We start from the raw sequence: 22604 nt of genomic DNA, 5'->3' as shown, positions 1-22604 counted from the left end.
ACCGCCGACCGGGAATTTTCCGGCGGCCCGAGGAAAGCCAGGAGCACCGCCCATGACGTCGCAGGCTGCGGACCGGCCCGAGCCGGTCGGTGTCACGCGCCGCTCCAAGATCACGCCCGAGCGTGAGCAGGAGTTCTACGACGCCGTGCTGGAGCAGCTCCGCGAGTGCGGATACGACTCCGTCACCATGGAGGGGATCGCGGCCAGCACCCGGTGCAGCAAGTCCACGCTCTACCGGCAGTGGAAGACCAAGCCCCAGCTCGTGGCGGCGGCGCTGCGCTCCCACCGGCGGACAAGCTGCATCGACACCGGCTCGCTCGCGGACGATCTGCGCGAGGCCGCCAGGGCGGCGGGTGAGCTGTCGGGCCGGGACACCAAGCTCCTCCAGGCGCTCGCCCATGCCGCGCCCCAGGACCCCGAGCTGAAGACTGCATTGCGCGAGGCGCTGGTCGAACCGGAGATCGCCGCGCTGAAGGAGATCATCCGGCGCGGGGTCGAACGGGGCGAGGTGCCCGCCGATCATCCGGCGCTGGAGTACATCCCGGCGCAGATGTTCGGCGTCCTGCGCATCCGGCCCGTCCTGGAGGGCGAGGACGCGGACCCGGACTATCTGGTCCGGTTCGTGGAGGCGGCCGTGCTGCCGGCCCTCGGCCTCACCTGAGACCCGGGCCGCCGTCCACGGGATGACCGGACGGCGACCCGACCGCGCCGACCCGTGGGGACGGGGGCGGCGCGCACCCCCCGGCCGGGCGGGGTGCCCCTGTGAGCGGCGGGGGCGCCCCACCCGGCCGTCGGTGTCCGCGGCCCCCTTGTCGTCCGGTCGCTGTCCGGCCGGGTCTGGGCCGGTCAGACGGTCTGGCCGTTGCCACCGCCCGTCGACACCTTGATGCCCTTGGTGATCTCGTCCAGGACGGACTCCTTCTGGTCGGCGTCGACGCCGAAGCGGACGACGACCATCAGCTTCTGGTTCGCGGGGGAGGGGAACGCGAGCGACTCCACGATGCCGTCGGCGCCCTTGCTCGTGATGGCCTTCCAGCGGACCAGGTAGCCCTTCTGCCCGGCCACGGTCACGGACTCGGCGGCCAGCACGTCGTGGGAGGTGATCCCGCCGTAGGACTTGCCGCCGTAGGACTCCTCGGCGTTCGCCGCGATGTCCGCCTTGGCGATCTCCTCGGCGGTGCTGCCCTTGGTGCCGAGGGCCAGGGCCGGGGCCGAGTAGGCTCCGCCCTTCGTGCAGGTCGAGGTGGTGTCGCCGGGGCACTTGTAGGAGTCGTCGGACGTCACCTGCGCGCCGGCCCTGACCTCCTGGCCGTACCAGCCCTTGGGGATCGGCAGGCTGATCCCGCTGACCGAGTCGGTCACCGACCCGCTCCTGATCTTCGGCGGCTCGGACTGCTCGGGCGAGGGACCCTGCCCACCGGATCCGCCGTCCCCGCCGGAACCTCCGGAGCCACCGGATCCGCCGTCGCCGCCGGAACCTCCGGATCCGCCCGGTCCGCCGAACGGCCCGCCCTGACCCCCGGCTCCGCCCGGGCCGCCGGGCCCCTGCGAGGTGGCGGAACCGCCGCCCGAGCCGCCGTTGTCGGTCAACGCGTACACGCCGACACCGATGCTGGCCAGGACGACGACGGCTGCCGCCACGGCTATCCCGATCCGCAGCCCTCGCCCTCGACCGGCGGCCGGAGGAGCGGCGGGGTAGGCGGGATACCCCGGGGCCGCGGGATACCCGGCGCCGGGCGGATACCCAGGGCCGCCTGGATACGCGGGGGCTCCCGGTTGTCCGGTGCTACCCGGGTAGGCGGAGGCGCCCGGTGCCCCGGCGCCGACCGGGTGCCCGGGGGTTCCCGGCTGTCCGGCACTTTCCGGATGTGCCGAGGCGCCTGGGGCGCCGGCACCGGGCGGATTCCCGGGGGTTCCCGGCTGTCCGGCACTCGCCGGATACGCGGAGGCTCCCGGGGTTCCCGGGCCGGTCGGGCCTCCGGCACCGGCCGGACTCCCAGCGGCTCCCGGTGCCCCGGCATCGGCGGGCTGTCCCGCTTCCGGCTGTCCGACGCCGGTCGGCTGTGCGGCGCCAGCTGGATCCCCGGCACCGCCTGGATCCCCGGTACCGGCCGGACTCCCAGCGGCTCCCGGTGCCCCGGCACCGGCGGGCTGTCCCGCTTCCGGCTGTCCGACGCCGTTCTGCTGCCCGGCGGCACCACCCTGCTGCCCCGCGGGCGGCGTATCGCCTGAGGGTGCCGGATCTCCCGACGGGGCCTCGCCAGGGGCCGGTTCGCGCGTAGCGGGACCCCAGGTCGCGGTCGGCTGTGCCGGGCGGATGCGGTCCGTCCAGGCCCTGCCGTCCCACCAGCGCTCGGTGGCGGGCCCGTCACTTTTCTGCCCGGGGTCGGGGTACCACCCGGGAGGAGTCTCCTGCGTCATGCCCCCACCGTATGAGGCGTCGGTGAAAGTGGGATGAGAGGAGCCGAACAGATCGCGTCAGTCCAGCAGCAGGCGCGTCGGCCCCCGGCCGGCCGGCGGGGGCAGCCGCAGCCCTTCCCGGCCGGGGGTCACCGACCCCAGCACGCTCGGATGCCGTGCCCCCGTGCTCGCGGGCTCGGTGCCGGGCAGGCCGTGCAGGGTCAGAAACCCCAGGACCGCGAAGGCGTACGCCTCCTTCGCGCCGGACGGCAGCCCCAGTTCGTCCGAGGTGCGCACCGCCACCCCCGGCAGCAGCTCCCCGAGCATCCCCATCAGCACCGGGTTGCGGGTACCGCCACCCGAGGCGACGACCTCCGTCGCGCCCACCGACCGCACGGCGTCCGCCACCGTCCGGGCCGTGAGCATGGTCAGGGTGGCGACGACGTCCTCGGCGGGCAGCGTCCCGAACCCGGCCAGCGCGTCCCGCAGACGACCGAGATGGAACAGCTCCTTGCCCGTCGTCTTGGGCGCGGGCAGCGCGTAGTACGGCTCCTCCAGCAGCCGGTCCAGCAGCGGCCCGTGCACCCGGCCGCGGGCGGCCAGCGCCCCGTCCGTGTCGTAGGACAGGGCTCCGCCGCTGAACCCGCGGGCCGCCGCGTCGATCAGCGCGCAGCCCGGCCCGGTGTCGAAGGCGGTCCCGTCGGGCGCGGTGAGGTTGGCGATACCGCCGATGTTCAGCGCGACGGGCCTGCCCGGCCGGCCCCGCAGCCACAGCAGGTCGAACAGGCTGACCAGCGGGGCACCCTGCCCGCCGGCGGCGATGTCCCGCGGCCGGAAGTCGGCGACCACGGGCAGCCCGGTCGCCTCGGCGATCCAGGCCGGCTGCCCGAGCTGGAGCGTGCCGTGCACCTCCTTCTCGGCGACCCAGTGGTAGACGGTCTGCCCGTGCGAGGCCACCAACCCGGCCAACCCCTCGCACAGTTCCCGGTCGGCCCGGACCGCGGCCGCCGCGAAGGCCTGCCCGATGAGGGTGTCCAGCCGGCACACCTCGCCCAGCGTGGTGTGCCCCGGCGGCAGGGCGGCGGTCAGGGCCTCGCGCAGTTCACCGTCGTACGGCTCGCTGACCATGCCGAGCGGCTTCAGCACCAGGCTGTCGCCGACGAGGTCCAGGTCGGCCACCGCCGCGTCGATGGCGTCGTACGACGTCCCGGACATGAGTCCGATCACCCGCATCCGTTCACCCGCATCCGTTCACCCGCATCCGTTCACCCGCATTCCGTCCGTCCAGCCTTCTCCTCTGCCCCCTCGGCCACCCCCCGCCCGGACAGCGTGAGCAGCGCCGGCACGCTCACCGCGCACGTCACCGCCGCGTAGTACGCGGGGATGTCCACGCTCCCCGTCCGCTCGATCGTCTCCGTGATGATGAGCCCGGCGCACCCGGAGAACACCGCATTGGACAGCGCGTAGGCGAGTCCCAGGCCCGTGCAGCGCACCCGGGCCGGGAACATCTCCGACAGCATCGCCGGACCCGGCCCCGCCATCAGCCCCACCACCGCACCGGCGCCGAACACCGCCACACCCTTCACGGTGTTCGAAACGCCGGATTCCTGAAGAAGGTTGAGCAGCGGCACCGCGAGGACCACCACCAGCACGGCCCCCGTCAGCATCACCGTCCGCCGCCCGAGCAGGTCGCTGAGCAGCCCCGCCGGCACGATCGTCACGGCGAAGCCCAGGTTGGCCAGCACGGTGGCGACCAGCGCCTGCTGGAAGGTCGCGCCCAGCGAACTCTGCAGATATGACGGCAGCACGACGAGGAACGTGTAACCGGCAGCGGCCCAGCCCATGATCCGCCCCGCGCCCAGCACGACGGCTCTGGCGACCTCGCGCGGCGGAGGCGTCTCCCGTGCCGCCTCCGCCATGAACGCCGGCGTCTCGTCCAGCCGCAGCCTCAGCCACAACGCCCCCAGCCCCAGCGGCAGCGTCAGCAGGAACGGCAGCCGCCAGCCCCACGATCCCAACTGCTCCTCGGTCAGCACCGTGGCGAGCAACGCCGCCGCGCCCGCACCGGCCAGCAGCCCCAGCGCCACCGTGAACGACTGCAACGACCCGTACAGCCCTCGCCTGCCCGGCGGCGCGAACTCCGTCATCACCGACACCGCGCCGCCGAACTCCCCACCGGCGGACAACCCTTGGAGCACCCGCAGAAAGGTGAGCAGCCAGGGCGCCAGGGCTCCCGCCTGCGCGTACGTCGGCAACACGCCGATCAGCGCCGTCGCGACCGTCATCAGCGTGATCACCAGGACCAGCACAGGACGACGGCCGACCCGGTCGCCCAGGCGGCCGAAAAGCGCCGCCCCGACGGGCCGGAAGAAGAACGCGAGCGCGAACGACGCGTACGTCTTCACCAACGCCTCGGCCTCGCTGCCGCCCTCCGGTGTGAAGAACCGTGCCGCGATGATCGTCGCGAAGTAGCCGTAGACGCCGAACTCGTACCATTCGATGAGATTGCCCACCGACCCGGCGACCAGCGCCCGCCGGCCCCGACGTGTCTCCCCGGTGTGGTGAATGAACGTCACCTCCCCTGCAATTGCACGCCGTTGACGCGAAGACGGCTGGTGACGGCCCGGGTACGTCGTCCGATCGCACCCGGTGTCACCCGTCACGGCAACAGGTGCCCCGTCCATCCTCCACTCAGGCAATCGGACGGCTACGCTCGACGTCTGTACGTCGTTCGGGCGACTTCGGGAGGTAGCGGGATGACGGAGGTACGGCCCACGGCCGCCGCCTCGGCTTCCCTGTGGGAGCGCGACGAGGAAGTCGCCGCCGTCGCGCGGGCGGTCGACAGCCTGTGCGCGGACCGCTCCTCGTCCGGCGGGCTGCTGGTCTTCCGCGGCGAGGCCGGGCTCGGCAAGACCGCGCTGCTGGCCGAAACCCGCCGCATCGCCGAGGCACACGGCTGCCAGGTCTGGTCGGCACGCGGCGGCGAGACCCTCAGGTCGGTCCCCTTCAACGTCGTACGGCAGTTACTGCAACCGGCGCTGCTGTCGATGCTGCCGGAGGAGGCCCGCGAGTACCTCGGCGACTGGTACGACATCGCCGGGCCCGCCCTCGGCATCGCGGACCCCGGCGACCGGCAGGCCGACCCGCAGGGCGTGTGCGACGGCCTGGTCGCCGCCGTGCGCCGGCTCTCCCGCCGGGACTGGCCGCTGGTGCTGCTCATCGACGACGCCCACTGGGCCGACCAGGAGACCCTGCACTGGCTCGCCGCGCTGGCCGAACGCCGCGACGAGATGTCCGTCCTGGTCGTGGTCACCCGCCGCCCGGGCGAGGTCTCCGGCACGAGCGCCCGTCTCCTCGACACCGTCGCCGCCGCCGCGGACGGCCCCGCCACGACCCTGAGCGCCCTCACCCCGGACGCCACGGCCGGACTCACCCGCGCCACCCTCGGCGAACACGCCGACGCCGCGTTCTGCCGCGAGGTCTGGGCCGTCACCGCCGGCAATCCCTACGACACCGTCGAACTCCTCGCCAAGGTGCAGGACAGCGAACTCGAACCGGTCGAGGCCCGCGCCGGCGAACTGCGCGAGCTGAACCGCTCGGCCCGCGGCGGCGGCCTCGTCGCCCGCCTGGAGGAACTCGGCATCGACGCCACCAGGTTCGCCTGGGCCGCCGCCATCCTCGGCACCGGCATCTCCATCGACCTGGTCGCCAAGCTCGCCACCCTCAAGCCCGACGTGGCCCGCCGCTGCGCCGAACTGCTGCGCACCGCCCGCATCCTCACCGCCCCCGACCCCGCGACCGGCCGCACAGCCGAAGGCGATCTGGAGTTCGTCCACCCGCTGATCGCCACCGCCGTCTACAACTCGATCCCCGACGCCCTGTGCACCGCCATGCACGGTATCGCCGCCCGCATCGTCGCCGACGAGGGACACGGCGCCGCTGCCGCCGCCCGGCACCTCCTCGAAGTCCACCCGGACGACGACGAGGAACTCGTCGGGCAACTGCGCGAGGCCGCCCGCGAGCACCTCGCCGTCGGCGCACCCGACGCGGCCCGCCGCTGCCTGGAGCGCGCCCTGAAGGAGCCGCCCCGGCCCGAGACGCACCCGCACGTGCTGTACGAACTGGCCGAGGCCACCTTCCTCACCGCGCCAGCCCGCACCATCAGCCAGTTGCGGGCCGCGCTCGGCATGCCCGGCCTCGACGGCGACAAGCGGGTGGACGCCGTCTTCCGGCTCTCCCAGGCGCTGCTCCACAACGACCAGCTGGAGGAGGCCGTCCGCACGGTCGAGGCGGAGGCCGCCCGGCTCCAGCCCGGCCCCGCCCGGATGCGGCTCCAGGCCGTGCACTTCATGTGGGAGGGCATCCACGCCGGCGAGGCCACCTCACCCGACCGCTCCCGGCGGCTCGCCGACCTCGCCCGCACCTGCACCGGCCGGGACAACTCCGAACGCGCCCTGCTCATCCTGCGCGGCTTCGACGCCCTGATGCACGGCGAGAACGCCGAGGAGGTCGTCGAACTGTGCGACCGCGCCCTCGTCAACGGCCGGCTGGCCCCGGGGCTCGGCTGGACCGACACCGAGTGGGGCATCGAACTGCTCCTGATGCTGGCCAACGCGTACGCCTTCACCGACCGCCTCGACCGCGCCGAGACCCTCTACAACGAGGCCCTGCGCGCCTACGAGACCGCCGGCTGGAGCGGCGGCCACCTCGCCCTGGCCCACGCCTACGTCGGGCTCGGCCACCGCAGGCGGGGCCGGCTGAAGGAGGCGGAGGAGTCCTTGCGCGAGTCGCTGCGCCTCGCCGAGCGCGTCGGCCGCCGCCTTCCTCTGTACTGGTCCGCGACCTGCAACCTCGTCGACACACTGCTCGCCCGCGGCCATGTCGAGGAGGCCTGGGAGGTCGCCTGTACTGGTCCGCGACCTGCAACCTCGTCGACACACTGCTCGCCCGCGGCCATGTCGAGGAGGCCTGGGAGGTCGCCGAACGGTACGGCTTCGCCCCGCCCTACCCGTCCACCATCGTGCTGCCGGACCCGCGCTCGGTGCGCGGCCGGCTGCTGCTGGCCGTCGGCCGCACCAAGGACGGCGTCAACGAACTGGAGGCCGCCGAGAAGGCGGCGGCAGCGCGCGGGCACCACAACCCCGTGCTCGTCCCCTGGGCGGGCGACCTCGCCCGGGCCCTGGCCACCGAGGACCCGGCCCGTGCCGCCCGGCTCGCCGTCGACGTCCGCCGCCGGGCCGAGCGTTTCGGTACGGACACCGCCATAGGGGAGGCCCTGCGCTGCGCCGCCGCCCTGGAGACCGGCCAGCGTGCGGTCCGCCTCGCCGCCCAGGCCGTCACCTACCTGGAGTCCTCGCCCTGCCAGTACGAGCACGCGGCGGCCCGCATCGAGTACGGCATCGCCGCCCGCTCGGCCGCCGACCTCGACCGCGGCCTCGGCCTGGCGGTCTCCTGCGGCGCGGACGGGCTGGCGGCACGGGCGCGGGCGGCGCTGAAGGCGGGCGCCGGAGCCGGGTAGCTCAGGCGCCGAGCAACTGCTCGGTCACCGCCGCGAGCCGCCTGCGCACCCGGGGGTCGTACGCCGCCTCATGGGCCCGTGCCGGGCTCGTCCCGTCGTAGTACCGGCCGCTGCCCAGGTCGCGCGTGGCCAGGGCCAGCACACCGGCCGCCCCGTCGGCGACCGTGTTCCACGGCGTGACGTCCGCCTCGCGGACCATCGCCGTGTCCATGTACGTCGCCGGGTGCAGCACGTTCACCGAGACGCCGGTGCCGTCCAGTTCCCCGGCGAGCGCGAAGGTGTGCGCGGCGAGCGCGAACTTGCTGCGGCAGTACGCCGACACGCCGTCGTAGCCGCGGGTGAACTCGGGGTCCTCGGCGACCAGGGGTTCCTGACCGGCCGAACCGACGTTGACGATCCGCGCCGGCGCGTTCGCCCGCAGCACCGGCAGCAGGGCCCGGGTCAGCACGACCGGCGCCAGATAGTTCACCGCCAGCCGCAACTCGTGCCCGTCGGCGCTCAGCTCACGGCCCGCACCGGGCGTCCCGAACCCCACGCCCGCGTTGTTGACCAGCACGTCGAGCTCGGGATGCGCGTCGGCGACGTGCCCGGCCAGCTCGCGCACCTGCGCCAGCGATGCCAGGTCGGCGACGAACGCCTCGGCGTCCCCCTCGGCGCGCAGTTCCCCGGCCAGCCGCTCGGTGCGGCCCGCGTCCCGGCCGTGGACGAGGACGACATGCCCCAAGCGGACGAGTTCGAAGGCGATGTACCGGCCGAGCCCCGAGGTGGCGCCGGTGATCAGGATGGTGGACATGCTCCCACCGTAGGCACGCCGGGCGGGCCGGAGCGAGCTGCCGTCGAGCCTACGACCAGCAGGATCACCCTGGCGTGCCGTCCTCCTCCGCCAGCACCCGCTGGGCCGTCGCGAACGCCGAGTTCGCCGCCGGCACCCCGCAGTAGACCGCGCACTGGAGCAGTACCGCGCCGATCTCCTCCGGGGTGAGCCCGCCCCGGCGCGCCGCCCGGACGTGCATGGCCAGTTCGTCGTAGTGGCCGTGCGCCACCAGCGCGGTGAGGGTGATCATGCTGCGCTCGCGGCGTGACAGCGTCGGGTCGGTCCAGATCTCGCCCCAGGCGTAGCGCGAGATGAAGTCCTGGAAGCGTGCCGTGAACGGGGTCTGCCGGGACTGCGCCCGGTCGACGTGCGCGTCGCCGAGCACCTCGCGCCGCACCTCCATACCGCGTCCGGCGGTCCCGCCGAAGTGTGCCCGCAGCGCGGTCAGCACCGCCTCCGGGCACTGCGCGGGCGCCAGGTGCGAGGCGCCCGGGAGCTCCACGAGCGCAGCGCCCGGCACCGCGTCCGCGATCTCCCGCAGATGCGCGGGCGGCGTCGCCGGATCGTCCCGTCCGGCGATGAGCAGCGTCGGCACGGCGATCTCGGGCAGCCGGTCCCGCAGATCGAACGCGGCGAGCGCGTCACAGCAGGCGGCGTACGCGTCCGGGTCGGCGCGCCGGTGGTCGTCCACCAGCTCCGGCACGGTGAAACCGGAGGTGAACCAGCGCGCGTCCGCACTCTCCGCCAGCCCGGCCAGCCCTTCCCGCCGCACCAGCGCGGCCCGCTCCTGCCAGGGCTTCGCCCCGTTGAAGTGCGCGGAGGAGCAGATCACGGCGAGGGACGACAGCCGCTGCGGACGGTGGACGGCCAGGTGCAGCCCCACCGCCCCGCCCAGCGACACACCCGCGTACGCGAACTGCTGGATGCCGAGCGAGTCGGCGAGCGCCAGTACCAGGTCGGCGAGGTCACCGACCGTCGCGCCCGCCTTGATGAGACCGGCCGCCGAGCCGCCGTGTCCCGGCAGGTCCCAGCGGACGACCCGATGGGTGATCGACAGCTCGGGCGCCACCTTGTCCCACAGGGCGTTCGACGTGCCGAGCGAAGGGCCGAGCAGCAGCGGGGGTGCGGAAGAGGGTCCTTCGGCACGGTGGGCGAGAAGTGTCAACGTCGCTCCAGAGCACGGTCGGTGAGGGCTCCGGCGGAGCCGGTGTAGTGGGTGGGATCGAGGTCGACGTCCGCCAGTTCCGGCGCCTGGGCCGGCGGGCGCCCCTCGGCGGCCAGCCTGGTGAGGAGTTCCTTGGCGCGGGCGCGGCCCAGCACCGGGGCCAGCTCGGCCGACAGCCGCTCGGAGACGATCAACCCGCCGGTGAGATCCAGGTGTTCGCGCATGACCTCGGGCCGGACCCGCAGCCCCTCCGCCAGCTCGACGGCGTCCCGGGCGGCCCCGCCGGCCAGCCGCAGCAGGTCCCGCAGCGGCTCCCACTCCGCGTGCCAGGCCCCGGCCGGCCGCTCGTCCTCCGCCGCCATCGACCCGTACAGCGTGGCCGCGAGCTGCGGTGCCCGCCGCGCGGCGGAGGCGATGAGGGTGGACCGTACGGGATTGGACTTGTGCGGCATGGCCGAGGAACCCCCGCCGCTGCCCTCCGCGACCTCGGCGATCTCGGTACGCGACAGGGTGAGGACGTCCACGGCGAGCTTGCCGAGCACGCCCGCCGTGAAGGCGAGACAGCCGGCGAGATCGGCGACGGGCGTCCGCAGAGTGTGCCAGGGCAGATCGGGCGCGCGGAGGCCGATTTCACGGGCGTAGGCCGTCGGCAGCGCCACCGGATCGCTCGCGCCGTACGCCCCGAAGGCCGCCAATGTGCCCGCCGCGCCACCGAGTTGGGCGGGCAGTGAGTCCCGCACGGCCCTCACCCGGTCCCGCGCGTCGAGGACCAGCGCCCGCCATCCGGCCGCCTTCAGCCCGAACGTCGTCGGTACGGCGTGCTGGGTGAGTGTCCGCCCCGGCATCGCGGTGTCACGGTGCTCGGCGGCCAGCCGGGCGAGCGCCTGCTCGGTGCGGCCGAGATCGGCGAGGACCAGGTCCAGCGTGCGCACGGCGACCAGCATCGTCGCGGTGTCCATGATGTCCTGGCTGGTCGCCCCCCGGTGGACATAGGGGCCGTACTCCTCGCCGACGGCCTTCGTCAGCTCCGCGACCAGGGGAATGACGGGGTTGCCGCCCGCGCGGGCCCGCTCGGCGAGGGACCGTACGTCGAAGGCGCCGGCGTCGGCCGCCTCGGTCACCGCCGTCGCCGCCTCGGCGGGGGCCAGCCCGAGCGCCGCCTGGGCCCGGGTCAGCGCGGCCTCCGCGTCGAACAGCGCCCGTAGATACGCGTGGTCGCTCGTGGCGGACGCGGCCGCCGAGTCTGCCCACCCCGGGGCGAGCAGACCGGTGTCACCTCGGGCAGTTGTCACTGGAACTCCAGGAAGACCGTCTCGCCTTCGCCCTGAAGGCGGATGTCGAAACGGTACGTCCCGGCCGCCTCCGCCACGGCGATCAGCGTGTCGCGGCGCCCGTCCTCCAGCCCGGACAGCAGCGGATCGGCGGTGAGCACGGCGTCGTCGCCCGGCAGATAGATGCGGGTGTACAGGTGCACGAGAAGCCCGCGCGCGAAGACGCACACGCTGATGTACGGGGCGCTCCGACCGCGCGCACCGGGCCGCAGCGTGCGTGCGTACCAGTGGCCGTTCGCATCGGTCTGGATACGTCCCCAGCCCGTGAACTCCACGCCGTTGCGCCCCAGGAAGCCGCCCGACGCCGGGTCGCGGCGCATCGAACCGTCCGCCGTCGGCAGGTTGCCGTCCGGGTCCGCGCCCCACAGCTCGATCAGGGCGTCGGGGAGCGGATCGCCCGCGCCGTCGGTGACGTACCCGTGCAGGGTGACGGTGTCCGGATGCCCGAGGGGCGCGATGTCCTCGCCGCCCCGGAACGGCAGGGCGTGGCCGTAGAACGGGCCGACGGTGTGCGACGGGGTGGGCAGCACGCTCTCCGGCCTGCTGGTGTCGATCTTCGTCATGGCAGGTCAGCGCCCTTCTTCGATCCAGGTGGCGTTCGGGCCGTCCAGCACGATGTCCCAGTGGTAGCCCATCGAGAACTCCGGCACCGACAGGCCGTGGTCGTACGTCGCGACCAGCCGCTGCCGGGCCGCGTCGTCCGTCACGGACTGGATGATCGGGTCGTAGGGGAACAGCGGGTCGCTCGGGAAGTACATCTGGGTCACGAGCCGCTGGGTGAACGCGGTGCCGAAGAGCGAGAAGTGGATGTGCGCCGGCCGCCACGCGTTGAGGTGCTGTCGCCACGGGTACGGGCCCGGCTGGACGGTGGTGAAGTGGTAGCGGCCCTCGTCGTCGGTGAGGGTGCGGCCCACGCCGGTGAAGTTCGGGTCCAGCGGGGCGTCGTGCTGCTCACGCTGATGGGCGTACCGGCCCGCCGAGTTGGCCTGCCAGATCTCCACGAGCTGGCCGCGGACCGGGCGGCCGTCGCGGTCCAGCAGCCGCCCGGAGACGGTGATGCGCTCGCCGATCGGCTCGCCGTCGTGCTGCCGGGTGAGGTCGTTGTCGATCTCGGTGATGTCCCGCTCCCCGAAGGCCGGGGAGGCCAGCTCCACCAGCTCCGGGTCCTTGCTGACGTCGATCGTGACCGGCGGCTGCTTGGGGTGCCGGAGCACCGAGGACCGGTACGGCGCGTAGTCGCGGCGCGGCTGATGCTCGACGGGCCCGCCGTCGGCGAGCCGCTTCTCGTACGCGGCGCGCTCGGCCGCGATCTCCTGGTCGATGTCGTGCTGAGTGAGAGTCATCGTGATCCTGCGTTTCGTCAACGTTCGAGGACGAGGGCGAGGCCTTGGCCCACCCCGATACAAAGCGTGGCGACACCGACACCGCCGCCACGCCGGGCCAGCTGATGAGCAACGGTCCCGGCAAGCCGAGCGCCTGACGCACCGAGCGGATGCCCCAGGGCGATCGCACCACCCTGCGGATTGAGGATCGCGGGATCGAACTCGGGCCACTCGGCCACACACCCCAGCACCTGCGCGGCGAACGCCTCGTTCAGCTCCAGCACGGACAGGTCGCCAAACCCCCTGCCCGCCTTGGTCAAAGCCCGGTTCACCGCCTCGACAGGGGCGAGTCCGAAGTAGTGCGGGTCGGTCGCGGAGACACCTGTCGCGCGGACGCGGGCGAGCGGCTCACGCCCCGTCGCCCTCAACCCCTCCTCATCCACCAGCAGCAGCGCCGCCGCACCGTCGTTCAACGGCGACGCGTTGCCCGCCGTCACCGTCCCGCCCTCCGTACGGAACGACGGCTTCAGCCTGGCCATCGCCGCCAGGGACGCATCCGGACGGACACACTCGTCGGCGGCGAAGACCACCGGGTCACCCTTGCGCTGCGGAATCTCGACAGAGGCCAACTCGGCGTCGAAGAACCCGGCCCGCTGAGCCTCCGCGGCCTTCTCGTGACTGCGCAGGGCGAACTCGTCCTGCTGCTCCCGGCCGATCTTGTGCTTGTCGGCGATGAGTTCGGCCGACTCGCCCAGCGGGATGGTCCACTGCGGCTCCATACGCGGGTTGACCATGCGCCAGCCGAGGGTGGTGGAGTACAGCTCGGTGTGCCCCGCCGGGAAGGGCTTGTCGCTCTTCGGCAGGACGTACGGCGCCCGGGTCATCGACTCGACGCCGCCGGCCAGTGCGATCGACGCGTCGCCGAGCGCGATGGCCCGGGCCGCCTGGATCACGGCCTCCAGGCCTGACGCGCACAGCCGGTTGACGGTCACGCCCGGCACGGAGGTGGGCAGGCCCGCGAGCAGGGCGGCCATCCGGCCGACGTTGCGGTTCTCCTCACCGGCGCCGTTGGCGTTGCCGAAGTACACGTCCTCGATCCGCGCCGGATCCAACTCCGGCGTGCGGGCGAGGATCTCGCGGACGGCGTGCGCGGCCAGGTCGTCCGGGCGCACGCCGGCCAGTGCGCCGTTGTAGCGGCCGATCGGCGTACGGACCGCGTCGACGATGTAGACGTCCTTCACTTCACGCCCTCCGGCACGGTCAGTTCGGCGTCGGTCCTGGCGACGATCTCGGCGGCGGTCACACCCGGCGCGGTCTCGACCAGGACGAGCCCGTCGTCGGTGACGTCCAGGACGCCGAGGTCGGTGATGATCCGGTTCACGCACCCCTTGCCGGTCAGCGGCAGGGCGCACTCGGTGAGGATCTTCGGGGAGCCGTCCTTGGCGGTGTGCGTCATCACGACGACGACCGTGCGGGCGCCGTGCACCAGGTCCATCGCCCCGCCGATCCCGGTGATCAGCTTGCCGGGGATCGCCCAGTTGGCCAGGTCGCCCCGCTCGGACACCTGCATGGCACCGAGCACCGCCACGTCGATGTGCCCGCCCCGGATCATCGAGAACGACAGCGCGGAGTCGAAGAAGGATGCGCCCGGCAGGACGGTGACCGTCTCCTTCCCGGCGTTGATCAGGTCAGGGTCGACGGCGTCCTCGGTGGGGTACGGACCCGTGCCCAGGATGCCGTTCTCGGATTCGAGGACGACCTCGACGCCCTCGGGCAGGTAGTTGGGGATGAGGGTCGGCAGGCCGATGCCGAGATTGACGTACTGGCCGTCCCTCAGCTCCCGTGCCGCCCGTGCGGCCATCTCCTCGCGAGTCCAGGCCATCAGGACCTCACCGTCCGCTGCTCGATCTTCTTGTCCGTCGCCTGCTCAGGGGTGAGCGCGAGCACCCGCTGCACGAAGATGCCGGGCAGATGCACCGCGTCCGGGTCGATCTCGCCGGGCTCCACCAGCTCCTCCACCTCGGCGATCGTGACCCGTCCGGCCATCGCGGCCAGCGGGTTGAAGTTCCGGGCGGACTTGTTGAAGACCAGGTTGCCGTGCCGGTCGCCCTTCGCGGCCCTGACCAGGGCGAAGTCGGTGCGGATGCCGTGCTCCAGCACGTACTCCGTGCCGCCGAACTCCCGCACCTCCTTCGCCGGGGAGGCGATCGCGACCCCGCCCTGCCCGTCGTAGCGCCACGGCAGCCCGCCCTCGGCGACCTGCGTGCCCACTCCGGCCGGGGTGTAGAAGGCGGGGATGCCGGCGCCGCCGGCCCGGAGCCGCTCGGCCAGCGTGCCCTGCGGGATCAGCTCGACCTCCAGCTCACCGGCCAGGTACTGCCGGGCGAACTCCTTGTTGGCACCGATGTAGGACCCCGTCACCCGGGAGATCCGGCCCGCCGCCAGCAACACCGCCAGGCCCGACTCCATCGCCCCGCAGTTGTTGGAGACCACCGACAGCCCGGCCACCCCGCGCTCGTACAGCGCCCCGATCAGCACGTTCGGCACACCGCTCAGCCCGAAACCGCCCACCGCGAGCGACGCGCCGTCCGGGACGTCGGCCACCGCCTCAAGGGCTGTGGCGACCACCTTGTCCATCCGAGAAGCCCCATCTCTTCCGAGCGACCCGACACGCTTTAGTCAGGGCACTGAGTATTTCTGCGAAGCTGCTCTCACGCTGCCATCGGGGCGGATGGGCGTCAAGACCTCGGTTTTTCCGGCCGTGATCCCTTGTTCGGACGGCAGACAGTCCAGGAGCGGCCGGGTATTGTTCAGTACACCGATGAATACGAGCGAGGGGTGCACATGGCGGCGGCGGACCTCACCACCCACCCGGGGCACCTGGCCCGGCGGCTCCAGCAGGCGCACTACCTGCTGTGGAACACGATGGTCTCCGAGGAGATCACCTCGCCCCAGTACGCGGTCCTCAACACGCTCGTCGACGAGCCCGGGCTGGACCAGCGCACGGTGGGGGAGCGGGTGGGCCTGGACCGGTCGACCATCGCCGAGGTGATCAGCCGGCTCAGCCGGCGAGGACTCCTCGACAAGGTCCGCGACCCGGAGGACGGCCGCCGTTCCCTGCTGCGTCTCACGGACGAGGGCGTGCGTACCCACCGCAAGCTGACCGTGCGCACCGCCCGGATGAACCAGGTGTTCCTCGCCCCGCTGACCGCCGAGGAGCGGACGGTGTTCTTCGACCTCATCCGGCGTGTCGCGGACGCGGCCGAGGGGCTGCGCAATCCGGGGGAGCCCCTGGTGGCGCCCCGCTGACGGGCGCGGCCCGCGCGTCAGGACGCCTTGGCGTACACCACCCACACCTGGCCCTTCGCGAAGTTCACCGGCATGCCGTCGCCGGTGGTGAACGCCGTGCCGTCCGAGGCGTCCTCGCGCTTCCAGTTCACGTCGTAGGCCCGCCCGTCGCGCAGCACCCTGGCCTTCCCGGAGCCGACCGTCTCGGTGTACGGCGTGTTGTTGCCGAGGAAGTCGCGGAAGGCGGACTCGCGCACCTTCACGTACTGCACCACGACCGTCGCGGCCGCCATCCGCGTCCCGTCGGCCGTCGTGGCGGGGGCGCCGTCCATGCCGACCAGCCAGCGGTCCCGGGAGTCCGACCAGGTGAAGGTGAAGCGGGCCGCCGGGTAGCGCACCGTCTGCGAGGTCGCTGCCGTGCCGCCGCCGGCCGGGGCGGGGCCGTAGCGGAAACCGGTGGTCAGGGCGGCCGGGCCCGGGGCCTCGGGGAGGATCCGCTCGGGCCGCAGATAGAGGTTGTGCGGGGCGGGCTTGCCGGAGCCGCGGAAGAAGGCGTCGGGGGCGCTGTCCGGCGTCTCCGCCCGCAGCGGTGCCCTGTCGATCAGCGGCAGGAGCTTCTTCTGCGCGCCGGAGAAGGCGAGTATGGGCCGGTCGAACTGGCGCAGCAGCTCCAGATCCGACTCGCGTGCGCTGCGCACCGGGCCGACCTCCTTCGGCAGCCGCGTCGCGTACACCGCCATCAGCCGGCTCAGCCCTCCCTCGACCTGCTCCGCGTACACCACGTCCGCGGCGTCGACGCCGGTGTGCGGCCGGGCCGCGGCGGCGTTGTCGAGCTTGACGGCCAGCACGGAGGAGCCGGTCGCCGAGGGGGATGTGCCCGGCTCCGACTGCCTGGAGGTGCCCCGTCCGTCGTCGCCGGGAGCGCCCCCGCCGGTGCAGCCCGCGGCCAGGGCGGCCGTCACCGTGGCGGCCAGCAGCGCCGCTGTCGTCGCGGCGCGCCGTCCGCGCGCCCCTCGTTCCCTGCCCACCGTCGCCACCGGGCTCCATGTCATCGATTTGTCTTGATTGTGCACTTATATGTCCACCGATGGCCATACCCGATCGATTTTGGCGGAGGGTCTTCGCTTCGTCCGTCGATCGGCTCAAGGTTCAGCGCGGATCCGCCCGGGTACCCGGGCGTCGCCGACTGACCGACCGGCCGACCGACGCGCACGCTGACGGAGGGAGCGCGAGGCGATGAGGGCTGTGACCTGGCAGGGCAAGCGGGACGTCCGGGTGGAGACGGTGCCCGATCCGGAGATCCGGGAACCGACGGACGCGGTCATCCGCGTGACGTCCACCGGGCTGTGCGGTTCGGACCTGCACCTGTACGAAGTGCTCACGCCGTTCATGACACCCGGGGACATCCTCGGCCACGAACCCATCGGCATCGTCGAGGAGGTCGGCGCCGGCGTCCCGGACCTCCAGGCGGGGGACCGGATCGTGGTGCCGTTCCAGATCGCCTGCGGCAACTGCTGGATGTGCCTGACCGGCCTGCCCACCCAGTGCGAGACCACCCAGGTGCACGGCGAGGGCATGGGCGCCGCGCTGTTCGGCTACACCCGCCTGTACGGCTCGGTACCGGGCGCCCAGGCCGAGTACCTGCGCGTCCCACAGGCGCAGTACGGGCCGATCAAGGTGCCGGAAGGCCCGCCCGACGACCGTTTCGTCTATCTCTCCGACGTCCTGCCCACCGCCTGGCAGGCGGTCGCCTACGCCGACGTCCCGCAGGGCGGCAGCATCGCCGTGCTCGGCCTCGGACCCATCGGCGACATGGCCTGCCGCGTCGCCCAGGTGCGGGGCGCCGGTCGGGTGTTCGGCGTGGACCTGGTCCCGGAGCGGCTGCGCCGGGCGCGCTCGCGCGGGGTGGAGACGTACGACCTCAGGTCCTTCGACGACGAGAAGGAACTCGTCGCGGCGATCCGCGACGAGACCGACGGCCGCGGGCCCGACGCCGTGATCGACGCGGTCGGCACCGAGGCCCACGGCAGCGCGGCGGCCAAGCTCGCCCAGCAGGCCACGGCGATCATGCCCCGCAAGTTGAGCGGCCCGCTCGCCGAACGATTCAGCATCGACCGCCTCGCCGCCCTCTACACCGCCATCGACCTGGTCCGGCGTGGCGGCACCATCTCGCTGTCCGGCGTCTACGGCGGCATGGCCGACCCGATGCCGATGCTCACCCTGTTCGACAAGCAGATCCAGATGCGGATGGGCCAGGCCAACGTCCGGCGCTGGAGCGACGACATCATCCCGTACCTGACCGACGAGGACCCGCTCGGCGTCGAGGACTTCGCCACCCACCGGGTGCCGCTGTCTCAGGCCCCGCACGCGTACGAGATGTTCCAGCGCAAGCAGGACGGCGCGGTCAAGGTGCTGATGCAGCCCTGACCGGTCCGTGTGCGCGCTACGCGCCCAGGATCTCCGCCAGGTCGTAGCGGACCGGCTCCTGAAGCTGCGCGTACGTGCAGCTCTCCGGGGTCCGGTCCGGGCGCCAGCGGCGGAAACGGGCGGTGTGCCGGAAGCGCTGACCGTTCTCCATGTGGTCGTACGCCACCTCGGCCACCCGCTCCGGCCGCAGCGGCACCCACGACAGGTCCTTCTTGGCCGACCAGCGGCTGGGCGCGCCGGGCAGCCGTGCCGTCTCGTGCGCCGCCTCCTCGGACCAGGCCGCCCACGGATGCCCCTGGACATCGTCCATGCGCAGCGGCTCCAGCTCCTCCACCAGCTCGGCGCGCCGCTTCATCGGGAAGGCGGCGGACACGCCCACGTGCTGGAGGGTGCCCCGGTCGTCGTAGAGACCGAGCAGCAGCGAGCCCACCACGGGGCCGCTCTTGTGCAGGCGGTATCCGGCGACGACCACGTCCGCCGTCCGCTCGTGCTTGATCTTGAACATGGCGCGCTCGTCCGGGCGGTAGCGCACGGTCAGCGGCTTGGCGACGACCCCGTCCAGACCCGCCCCCTCGTACTGCTCGAACCAGCTGCGCGCCACCTCGATGTCCGTGGTCGCCGGAGCCAGGTGCACCGGCGCGGTCACCCCCGACAGTTCCCGGTCCAGCAGCTCCCGCCGGTCCGTCAGCGGGGCGTCCATCAGCGACTCGTCCCCCAGTGCCAGCAGATCGAAGGCGACGAACGAGGCCGGTGTCCGCTCGGCCAGCATCCGCACCCGCGAGTCCGCCGGGTGGATCCGCTCCGTCAGCGCGTCGAAGTCCAGATGCCCCTCCCGGGCGATCACGATCTCCCCGTCCACCACCGAGCGCTCCGGCAACCGCTCCCGCACGGCCGTCACCAGCTCGGGGAAATACCTGGTCAAAGGCTTTCCGGTACGACTTCCGAGCTCGACCTCGTCCCCGTCGCGAAAGACGATCGCCCGGAACCCGTCCCACTTCGCCTCGTACTGCATGCCCGAGGGGATCGTCGCCACGGACTTGGCGAGCATCGGCAGCACAGGGGGCATCACGGGCAGGTCCATGCTCTGATTTTGCGCCCAGACGCCAGAGCACGCCCGATGTGCGGGGTATGCGGGGTGCGCCTACCGTGGCTCGCATGGGTGACGCGGTGGAACTGGAGGTCGGCGGCCGGACCGTACGGCTGTCCAGCCCGGACAAGGTGTTCTTTCCGGAGCGGGGCTTCACCAAGCTGGACCTCGCCCGCTACTACCTGGCCGTCGGCCCCGGCATCCTGCGCGCCCTGCGCGACCGTCCCACCACCCTGGAGCGCTACCCCGAGGGCGTCACCGGCGAGAACTTCTTCCAGAAGCGGGCCCCGAAGAACATGCCCGACTGGATCCCGACCGCCCACATCACCTTCCCCAGCGGCCGCAGCGCCGACGAGATGTGCCCCACCGAGGTCGGTGCCGTGGTGTGGGCAGCCCAGTTCGGCACGCTCACCTTCCACCCCTGGCCGGTCCGCCGCGACGACGTCGACCGCCCGGACGAACTCCGCATCGACCTCGACCCGCAGCCCGGCACCGACTACCAGGACGCCGTCCGCGCCGCCCACGAACTGCGGGCGGTGCTCGACGAGTTCGGCGGACTGCGCGGCTTCCCCAAGACCTCCGGCGGCCGGGGCCTGCACGTCTTCGTGCCCATCGAACCCCGCTGGACCTTCACCCAGGTCCGGCGCGCCGCCATCGCCGTCGGCCGGGAGATGGAGCGGCGGATGCCGGAGCAGGTCACCATCAAGTGGTGGAAGGAGGAGCGGGGCAAGCGCATCTTCGTCGACTACAACCAGACGGCACGCGACCGTACTATCGCCTCCGCCTACTCGGTACGCCCCCGCCCGCACGCCCCCGTCTCGGCGCCCCTGCGCTGGGACGAGGTGGGAGTCGCTCACCCCCAGGACTTCGACCTCGCGACCATGCCCGCGCGCTTCGCCGAACTCGGCGACGTGCACGCGGGCATGGACGACCAGCGCTACTCCCTGGAGTCCCTGCTCGACCTCGCCCGCCGCGACGAACACGACCACGGGCTGGGAGACCTGCCGTACCCGCCCGAGTATCCGAAGATGCCGGGGGAACCCAGACGGGTACAGCCGAGCAGGGCCAGGAAGACGCCCGGCGGGCCTACAACTCCTTGATCCGGATGTCGCGGTACGAGACCACGTCCGTCGTGCCGTGCACCTGGAGCCCGATGTAGCCGGAGGCGAACCGCCGCCCGTCCGTGCCCGGGTCGTCCGAGCGGGGCGGGCTGAACTCCTGGCCGCCGGTGTTGTCGAACTCGTTGATCAGCACGCCGTTGCGGAACACCGAGTAGTGCTGGCCCTCCACGCGGATCTCGTAGTCGTTCCAGGTGCCCTTCTGCGTCACGCCGGCACCGGCGAGGCCCACGCGGTCGAACCCGTAGACCGAACCCGTCTTGTACATGTCGCCGTCGGGCCGGTCGAGCACCTGCACCTCGTGCCCGTACTTGATGGCGACCCACTCCGGGCGGGACTCCTCCGGGTGGTCGTGGACCCACGGGAAGCGTACGAAGACGCCCGAGTTGGCGTTGCCCGTGCCGGGAGCGTCGTCGCGCCACTGGAGCCGCAGCGAGAAGTCGCCGTACTTGCGCTGCGGGAACCACAACATGCCCATGCCCGGCGTGGTGGTGCTGGAGGTGATCGTCCTGTCGGGGTTCAGCGCGAACGAACCACCGCCCACCTGCTGCCACTTGGCGAACGACTCGGCACTGCCGTCGAAGAGCGCCCGGTAGCCCTCGGTCTGCCCCGGCTTGCCGATGCCCGACTGGCGGGCGGCCTTGCGGATGGCGGTGTACTCGCGCTGGTCGATCACGCCCTCCTTCAGCAGCGCGTCGAGGACGGACGTCACGTGCTTGAGGAACAGCGCGTGGGACGTCCACTCCTTCTCGTCCTCGATCAGCTCGCCGATCCGGCAGCGGTTGTCGGTGACCCGGTTGCGCACGCCGGAGTCGACCTCGCCGACGATCACCGTCAGCCGCTCGTCGTACTCCGGGCAGTTCGGCGCCGGGACCTGCCCGGAGACGACCGTGAAGGTCACCGTACGCGCCGCCGAGGTGTTGCCGGCCTTGTCGGTCGCCCGGTACGCCACGGTGTGCGCGCCCGCCCGGTCGACCACGACCGGAGCCGTGTACGCCAGGTACGGCCCGCCGTCCAGCGAGTACTCGATCTTCTCGACGCCCGAGCCGTGCTCGTCGGTCGCCGTGACGGTCACCCGGGCGCTGTTGACGTACGCCCCGGCGGAGTTCTTCGTGCCGTCCACGGTCACGCCCGTCACCGGCGGGGTGGTGTCCTGCGGCGGAGCCGCGACGACCGTGAACTGCACGCTCTTCTCGGCCGCCACGTTGCCCGCCTTGTCGGTGGCGCGGTAGCGGACGGTGTGCGCGCCCACCTGGTGCACCATCACGGGCGCCGTGTACGGCTGCCAGGCACCGGAGCCGACCGCGTACTCGATCGTGTTGACCCCGGAGCCCGTGTCGGACGCGGAGACGGTGACGGTCGCCATGTCGATGTACGCCCCGTCCGGGTTGCGCTCACCGCTCACCGTCGCCGAGGTCTCCGGCGCGGTCGTGTCGTCCGACTGCGGCGCCACCACCGTGAACTCGGTGCTCTTCTCTGCGGAGACGTTGCCCGCCTTGTCGAAGGCGCGATAGCGGACCTTGTGGGCGCCCACCTGGTCGACGACGACCGGCGCGGTGTACGGCTGCCAGGCGCCCGCGTCGCCGATCGCGTACTCGATCTTCTCGACGCCGGAGCCGCCCTCGTCGGTGGCGTGGAGGGCCACGCTCGCCGAACCGACGTACTCACCCTGAGTGTTCTGCGTGCCGCTCACGTGCGCCGACGCCTCGGGCGCGGTGGTGTCCTCGCCGGTGCCCTCGGTCACCACCAGGATGCCCTGCATCTGGCCGTGGCCGGGGATGGTGCAGTGGTAGAAGTACCGGCCGGGTGTGAGCGTGACCTGGGCGGTGTGCTTGCCGCCCTGGGCGTCGTTCGGATTGGCCAGGATGTTGAGCTGCACGTCGTTGTTGAACTCGGGATCGCTGGTCACGAACGTCAGCGTGTGCGGCATGCCCGTGGTGTTGCCGGTGGCCACGCTGTTCTCGAACACGATCGTCGCGGTGCCGGCGACCGCTGTCTTCGGCGCCGAGAGGTACTTGTCGATGTCGTTGCCGGCCGTCCAGGTGAGGACCTGTTCGGCGGCCTGCGCCTTGGTCTGCCCGGCCGCCGGCATCGCCTGCACGCCGAGCATCACGAGCAGGGCGGCCAGCAGGGC

Annotated in this window: 18 protein-coding genes and 3 pseudogenes; 6 read left to right on the top strand and 15 right to left on the bottom strand. The window is 72.5% G+C overall.

What is annotated here, in order from left to right; genetic code table 11:
* The first annotated feature begins 52 nt into the window (after positions 1–52).
* On the top strand, positions 53–661 hold the full coding sequence (locus MQE23_RS07540) for a TetR/AcrR family transcriptional regulator (RefSeq protein ID WP_243378623.1): 609 nt from the start codon (positions 53–55) through the stop codon (positions 659–661).
* A 185-nt stretch (positions 662–846) separates the two neighbouring features.
* Here MQE23_RS07540 and MQE23_RS07535 read toward each other — a convergent pair.
* Positions 847–1728, bottom strand: a pseudogene (locus MQE23_RS07535) (hypothetical protein); the annotation flags it as partial.
* Positions 1729–1866: 138 nt separating this feature from the next.
* On the opposite strand from MQE23_RS07535, the gene MQE23_RS07530 reads away from it, so the two are divergent.
* Complete coding sequence (locus MQE23_RS07530; protein WP_243382999.1) at positions 1867–2232, top strand: hypothetical protein; 366 nt, start codon at positions 1867–1869, stop codon at positions 2230–2232.
* 72 nt (positions 2233–2304) lie between these two features.
* On the opposite strand, the pseudogene MQE23_RS07525 reads toward MQE23_RS07530, so the two are convergent.
* The 3 genes and pseudogenes from MQE23_RS07525 to MQE23_RS07515 form a co-directional block, all read right to left on the bottom strand.
* Positions 2305–2421, bottom strand: a pseudogene (locus MQE23_RS07525) (DUF2510 domain-containing protein); the annotation flags it as partial.
* 57 nt (positions 2422–2478) lie between these two features.
* The gene (locus MQE23_RS07520) at positions 2479–3633 is read right to left on the bottom strand and encodes an anhydro-N-acetylmuramic acid kinase (protein ID WP_020277743.1); all 1155 of its coding nucleotides are present in this window, start codon (positions 3631–3633) and stop codon (positions 2479–2481) included.
* 32 nt (positions 3634–3665) lie between these two features.
* Positions 3666–4976, bottom strand: coding sequence for an MFS transporter (locus MQE23_RS07515; protein ID WP_243378622.1), 1311 nt, complete (start codon positions 4974–4976; stop codon positions 3666–3668).
* A 180-nt stretch (positions 4977–5156) separates the two neighbouring features.
* On the opposite strand from MQE23_RS07515, the pseudogene MQE23_RS07510 reads away from it, so the two are divergent.
* Positions 5157–7918 (top strand): annotated as a pseudogene (locus tag MQE23_RS07510) (AAA family ATPase).
* 1 nt (position 7919) lies between these two features.
* On the opposite strand, the gene MQE23_RS07505 reads toward MQE23_RS07510, so the two are convergent.
* From MQE23_RS07505 to MQE23_RS07470, 8 genes are all read right to left on the bottom strand, one after another.
* Complete coding sequence (locus MQE23_RS07505; RefSeq protein WP_243378621.1) at positions 7920–8711, bottom strand: SDR family NAD(P)-dependent oxidoreductase; 792 nt, start codon at positions 8709–8711, stop codon at positions 7920–7922.
* A gap of 64 nt (positions 8712–8775) precedes the next feature.
* Positions 8776–9897 (bottom strand): 3-oxoadipate enol-lactonase, encoded by a 1122-nt coding sequence (gene pcaD / locus MQE23_RS07500; RefSeq protein WP_020277740.1) that lies wholly within the window; start codon positions 9895–9897, stop codon positions 8776–8778.
* Positions 9894–11189: a 3-carboxy-cis,cis-muconate cycloisomerase gene (gene pcaB, locus MQE23_RS07495; RefSeq protein ID WP_243378620.1), complete on the bottom strand. Its 1296-nt coding sequence runs from the start codon at positions 11187–11189 to the stop codon at positions 9894–9896. The genes pcaD and pcaB overlap by 4 nt, the downstream gene beginning before the upstream one ends.
* A complete protein-coding gene (gene pcaG, locus MQE23_RS07490) occupies positions 11186–11791 on the bottom strand; it encodes a protocatechuate 3,4-dioxygenase subunit alpha (protein WP_020277738.1) in 606 nt (201 codons plus the stop codon). The genes pcaB and pcaG overlap by 4 nt, the downstream gene beginning before the upstream one ends.
* A gap of 6 nt (positions 11792–11797) precedes the next feature.
* Positions 11798–12571 (bottom strand): protocatechuate 3,4-dioxygenase subunit beta, encoded by a 774-nt coding sequence (gene pcaH, locus MQE23_RS07485; protein ID WP_020277737.1) that lies wholly within the window; start codon positions 12569–12571, stop codon positions 11798–11800.
* Positions 12572–12588: 17 nt separating this feature from the next.
* Entirely contained in the window at positions 12589–13791 is a 1203-nt protein-coding gene (locus MQE23_RS07480; protein WP_020277736.1) for a thiolase family protein, read from the bottom strand.
* Entirely contained in the window at positions 13788–14432 is a 645-nt protein-coding gene (locus tag MQE23_RS07475; RefSeq protein ID WP_020277735.1) for a CoA transferase subunit B, read from the bottom strand. Before MQE23_RS07475 ends, MQE23_RS07480 begins: the two co-directional genes overlap by 4 nt.
* Positions 14432–15187: a CoA transferase subunit A gene (locus tag MQE23_RS07470; protein WP_243378619.1), complete on the bottom strand. Its 756-nt coding sequence runs from the start codon at positions 15185–15187 to the stop codon at positions 14432–14434. The genes MQE23_RS07475 and MQE23_RS07470 overlap by 1 nt, the downstream gene beginning before the upstream one ends.
* A 207-nt stretch (positions 15188–15394) precedes the next feature.
* Between MQE23_RS07470 and MQE23_RS07465 the strand changes: the two genes are divergently transcribed.
* Complete coding sequence (locus tag MQE23_RS07465) at positions 15395–15859, top strand: MarR family transcriptional regulator (RefSeq protein ID WP_243378618.1); 465 nt, start codon at positions 15395–15397, stop codon at positions 15857–15859.
* Between the two features lie 17 nt (positions 15860–15876).
* Here MQE23_RS07465 and MQE23_RS07460 read toward each other — a convergent pair whose 3' ends face one another.
* On the bottom strand, positions 15877–16890 hold the full coding sequence (locus MQE23_RS07460; RefSeq protein WP_243378617.1) for a DUF3048 domain-containing protein: 1014 nt from the start codon (positions 16888–16890) through the stop codon (positions 15877–15879).
* A 184-nt stretch (positions 16891–17074) separates the two neighbouring features.
* Between MQE23_RS07460 and MQE23_RS07455 the strand changes: the two genes are divergently transcribed.
* Entirely contained in the window at positions 17075–18265 is a 1191-nt protein-coding gene (locus tag MQE23_RS07455) for a zinc-dependent alcohol dehydrogenase (protein ID WP_243378616.1), read from the top strand.
* A gap of 16 nt (positions 18266–18281) precedes the next feature.
* On the opposite strand, the gene MQE23_RS07450 is transcribed toward MQE23_RS07455, so the two are convergent.
* A complete protein-coding gene (locus MQE23_RS07450; RefSeq protein WP_020277730.1) occupies positions 18282–19346 on the bottom strand; it encodes an ATP-dependent DNA ligase in 1065 nt (354 codons plus the stop codon).
* 74 nt (positions 19347–19420) lie between these two features.
* On the opposite strand from MQE23_RS07450, the gene ligD reads away from it, so the two are divergent.
* The gene (gene ligD, locus MQE23_RS07445) at positions 19421–20452 is read left to right on the top strand and encodes a non-homologous end-joining DNA ligase (protein ID WP_243378615.1); all 1032 of its coding nucleotides are present in this window, start codon (positions 19421–19423) and stop codon (positions 20450–20452) included.
* On the opposite strand, the gene MQE23_RS07440 is transcribed toward ligD, so the two are convergent.
* Positions 20439–22580, bottom strand: coding sequence for a family 16 glycoside hydrolase (locus MQE23_RS07440; RefSeq protein WP_243382532.1), 2142 nt, complete (start codon positions 22578–22580; stop codon positions 20439–20441). The two genes, ligD and MQE23_RS07440, sit on opposite strands and share 14 nt — an antisense overlap.
* Positions 22581–22604 lie beyond the last annotated feature (24 nt).

It is taken from the genome of Streptomyces sp. HP-A2021, from assembly GCF_022807935.1.
In the GTDB taxonomy this organism is placed as follows: Bacteria; Actinomycetota; Actinomycetes; order Streptomycetales; family Streptomycetaceae; genus Streptomyces; species Streptomyces afghaniensis.
This window is presented reverse-complemented; position numbering and strand designations above follow the sequence as displayed.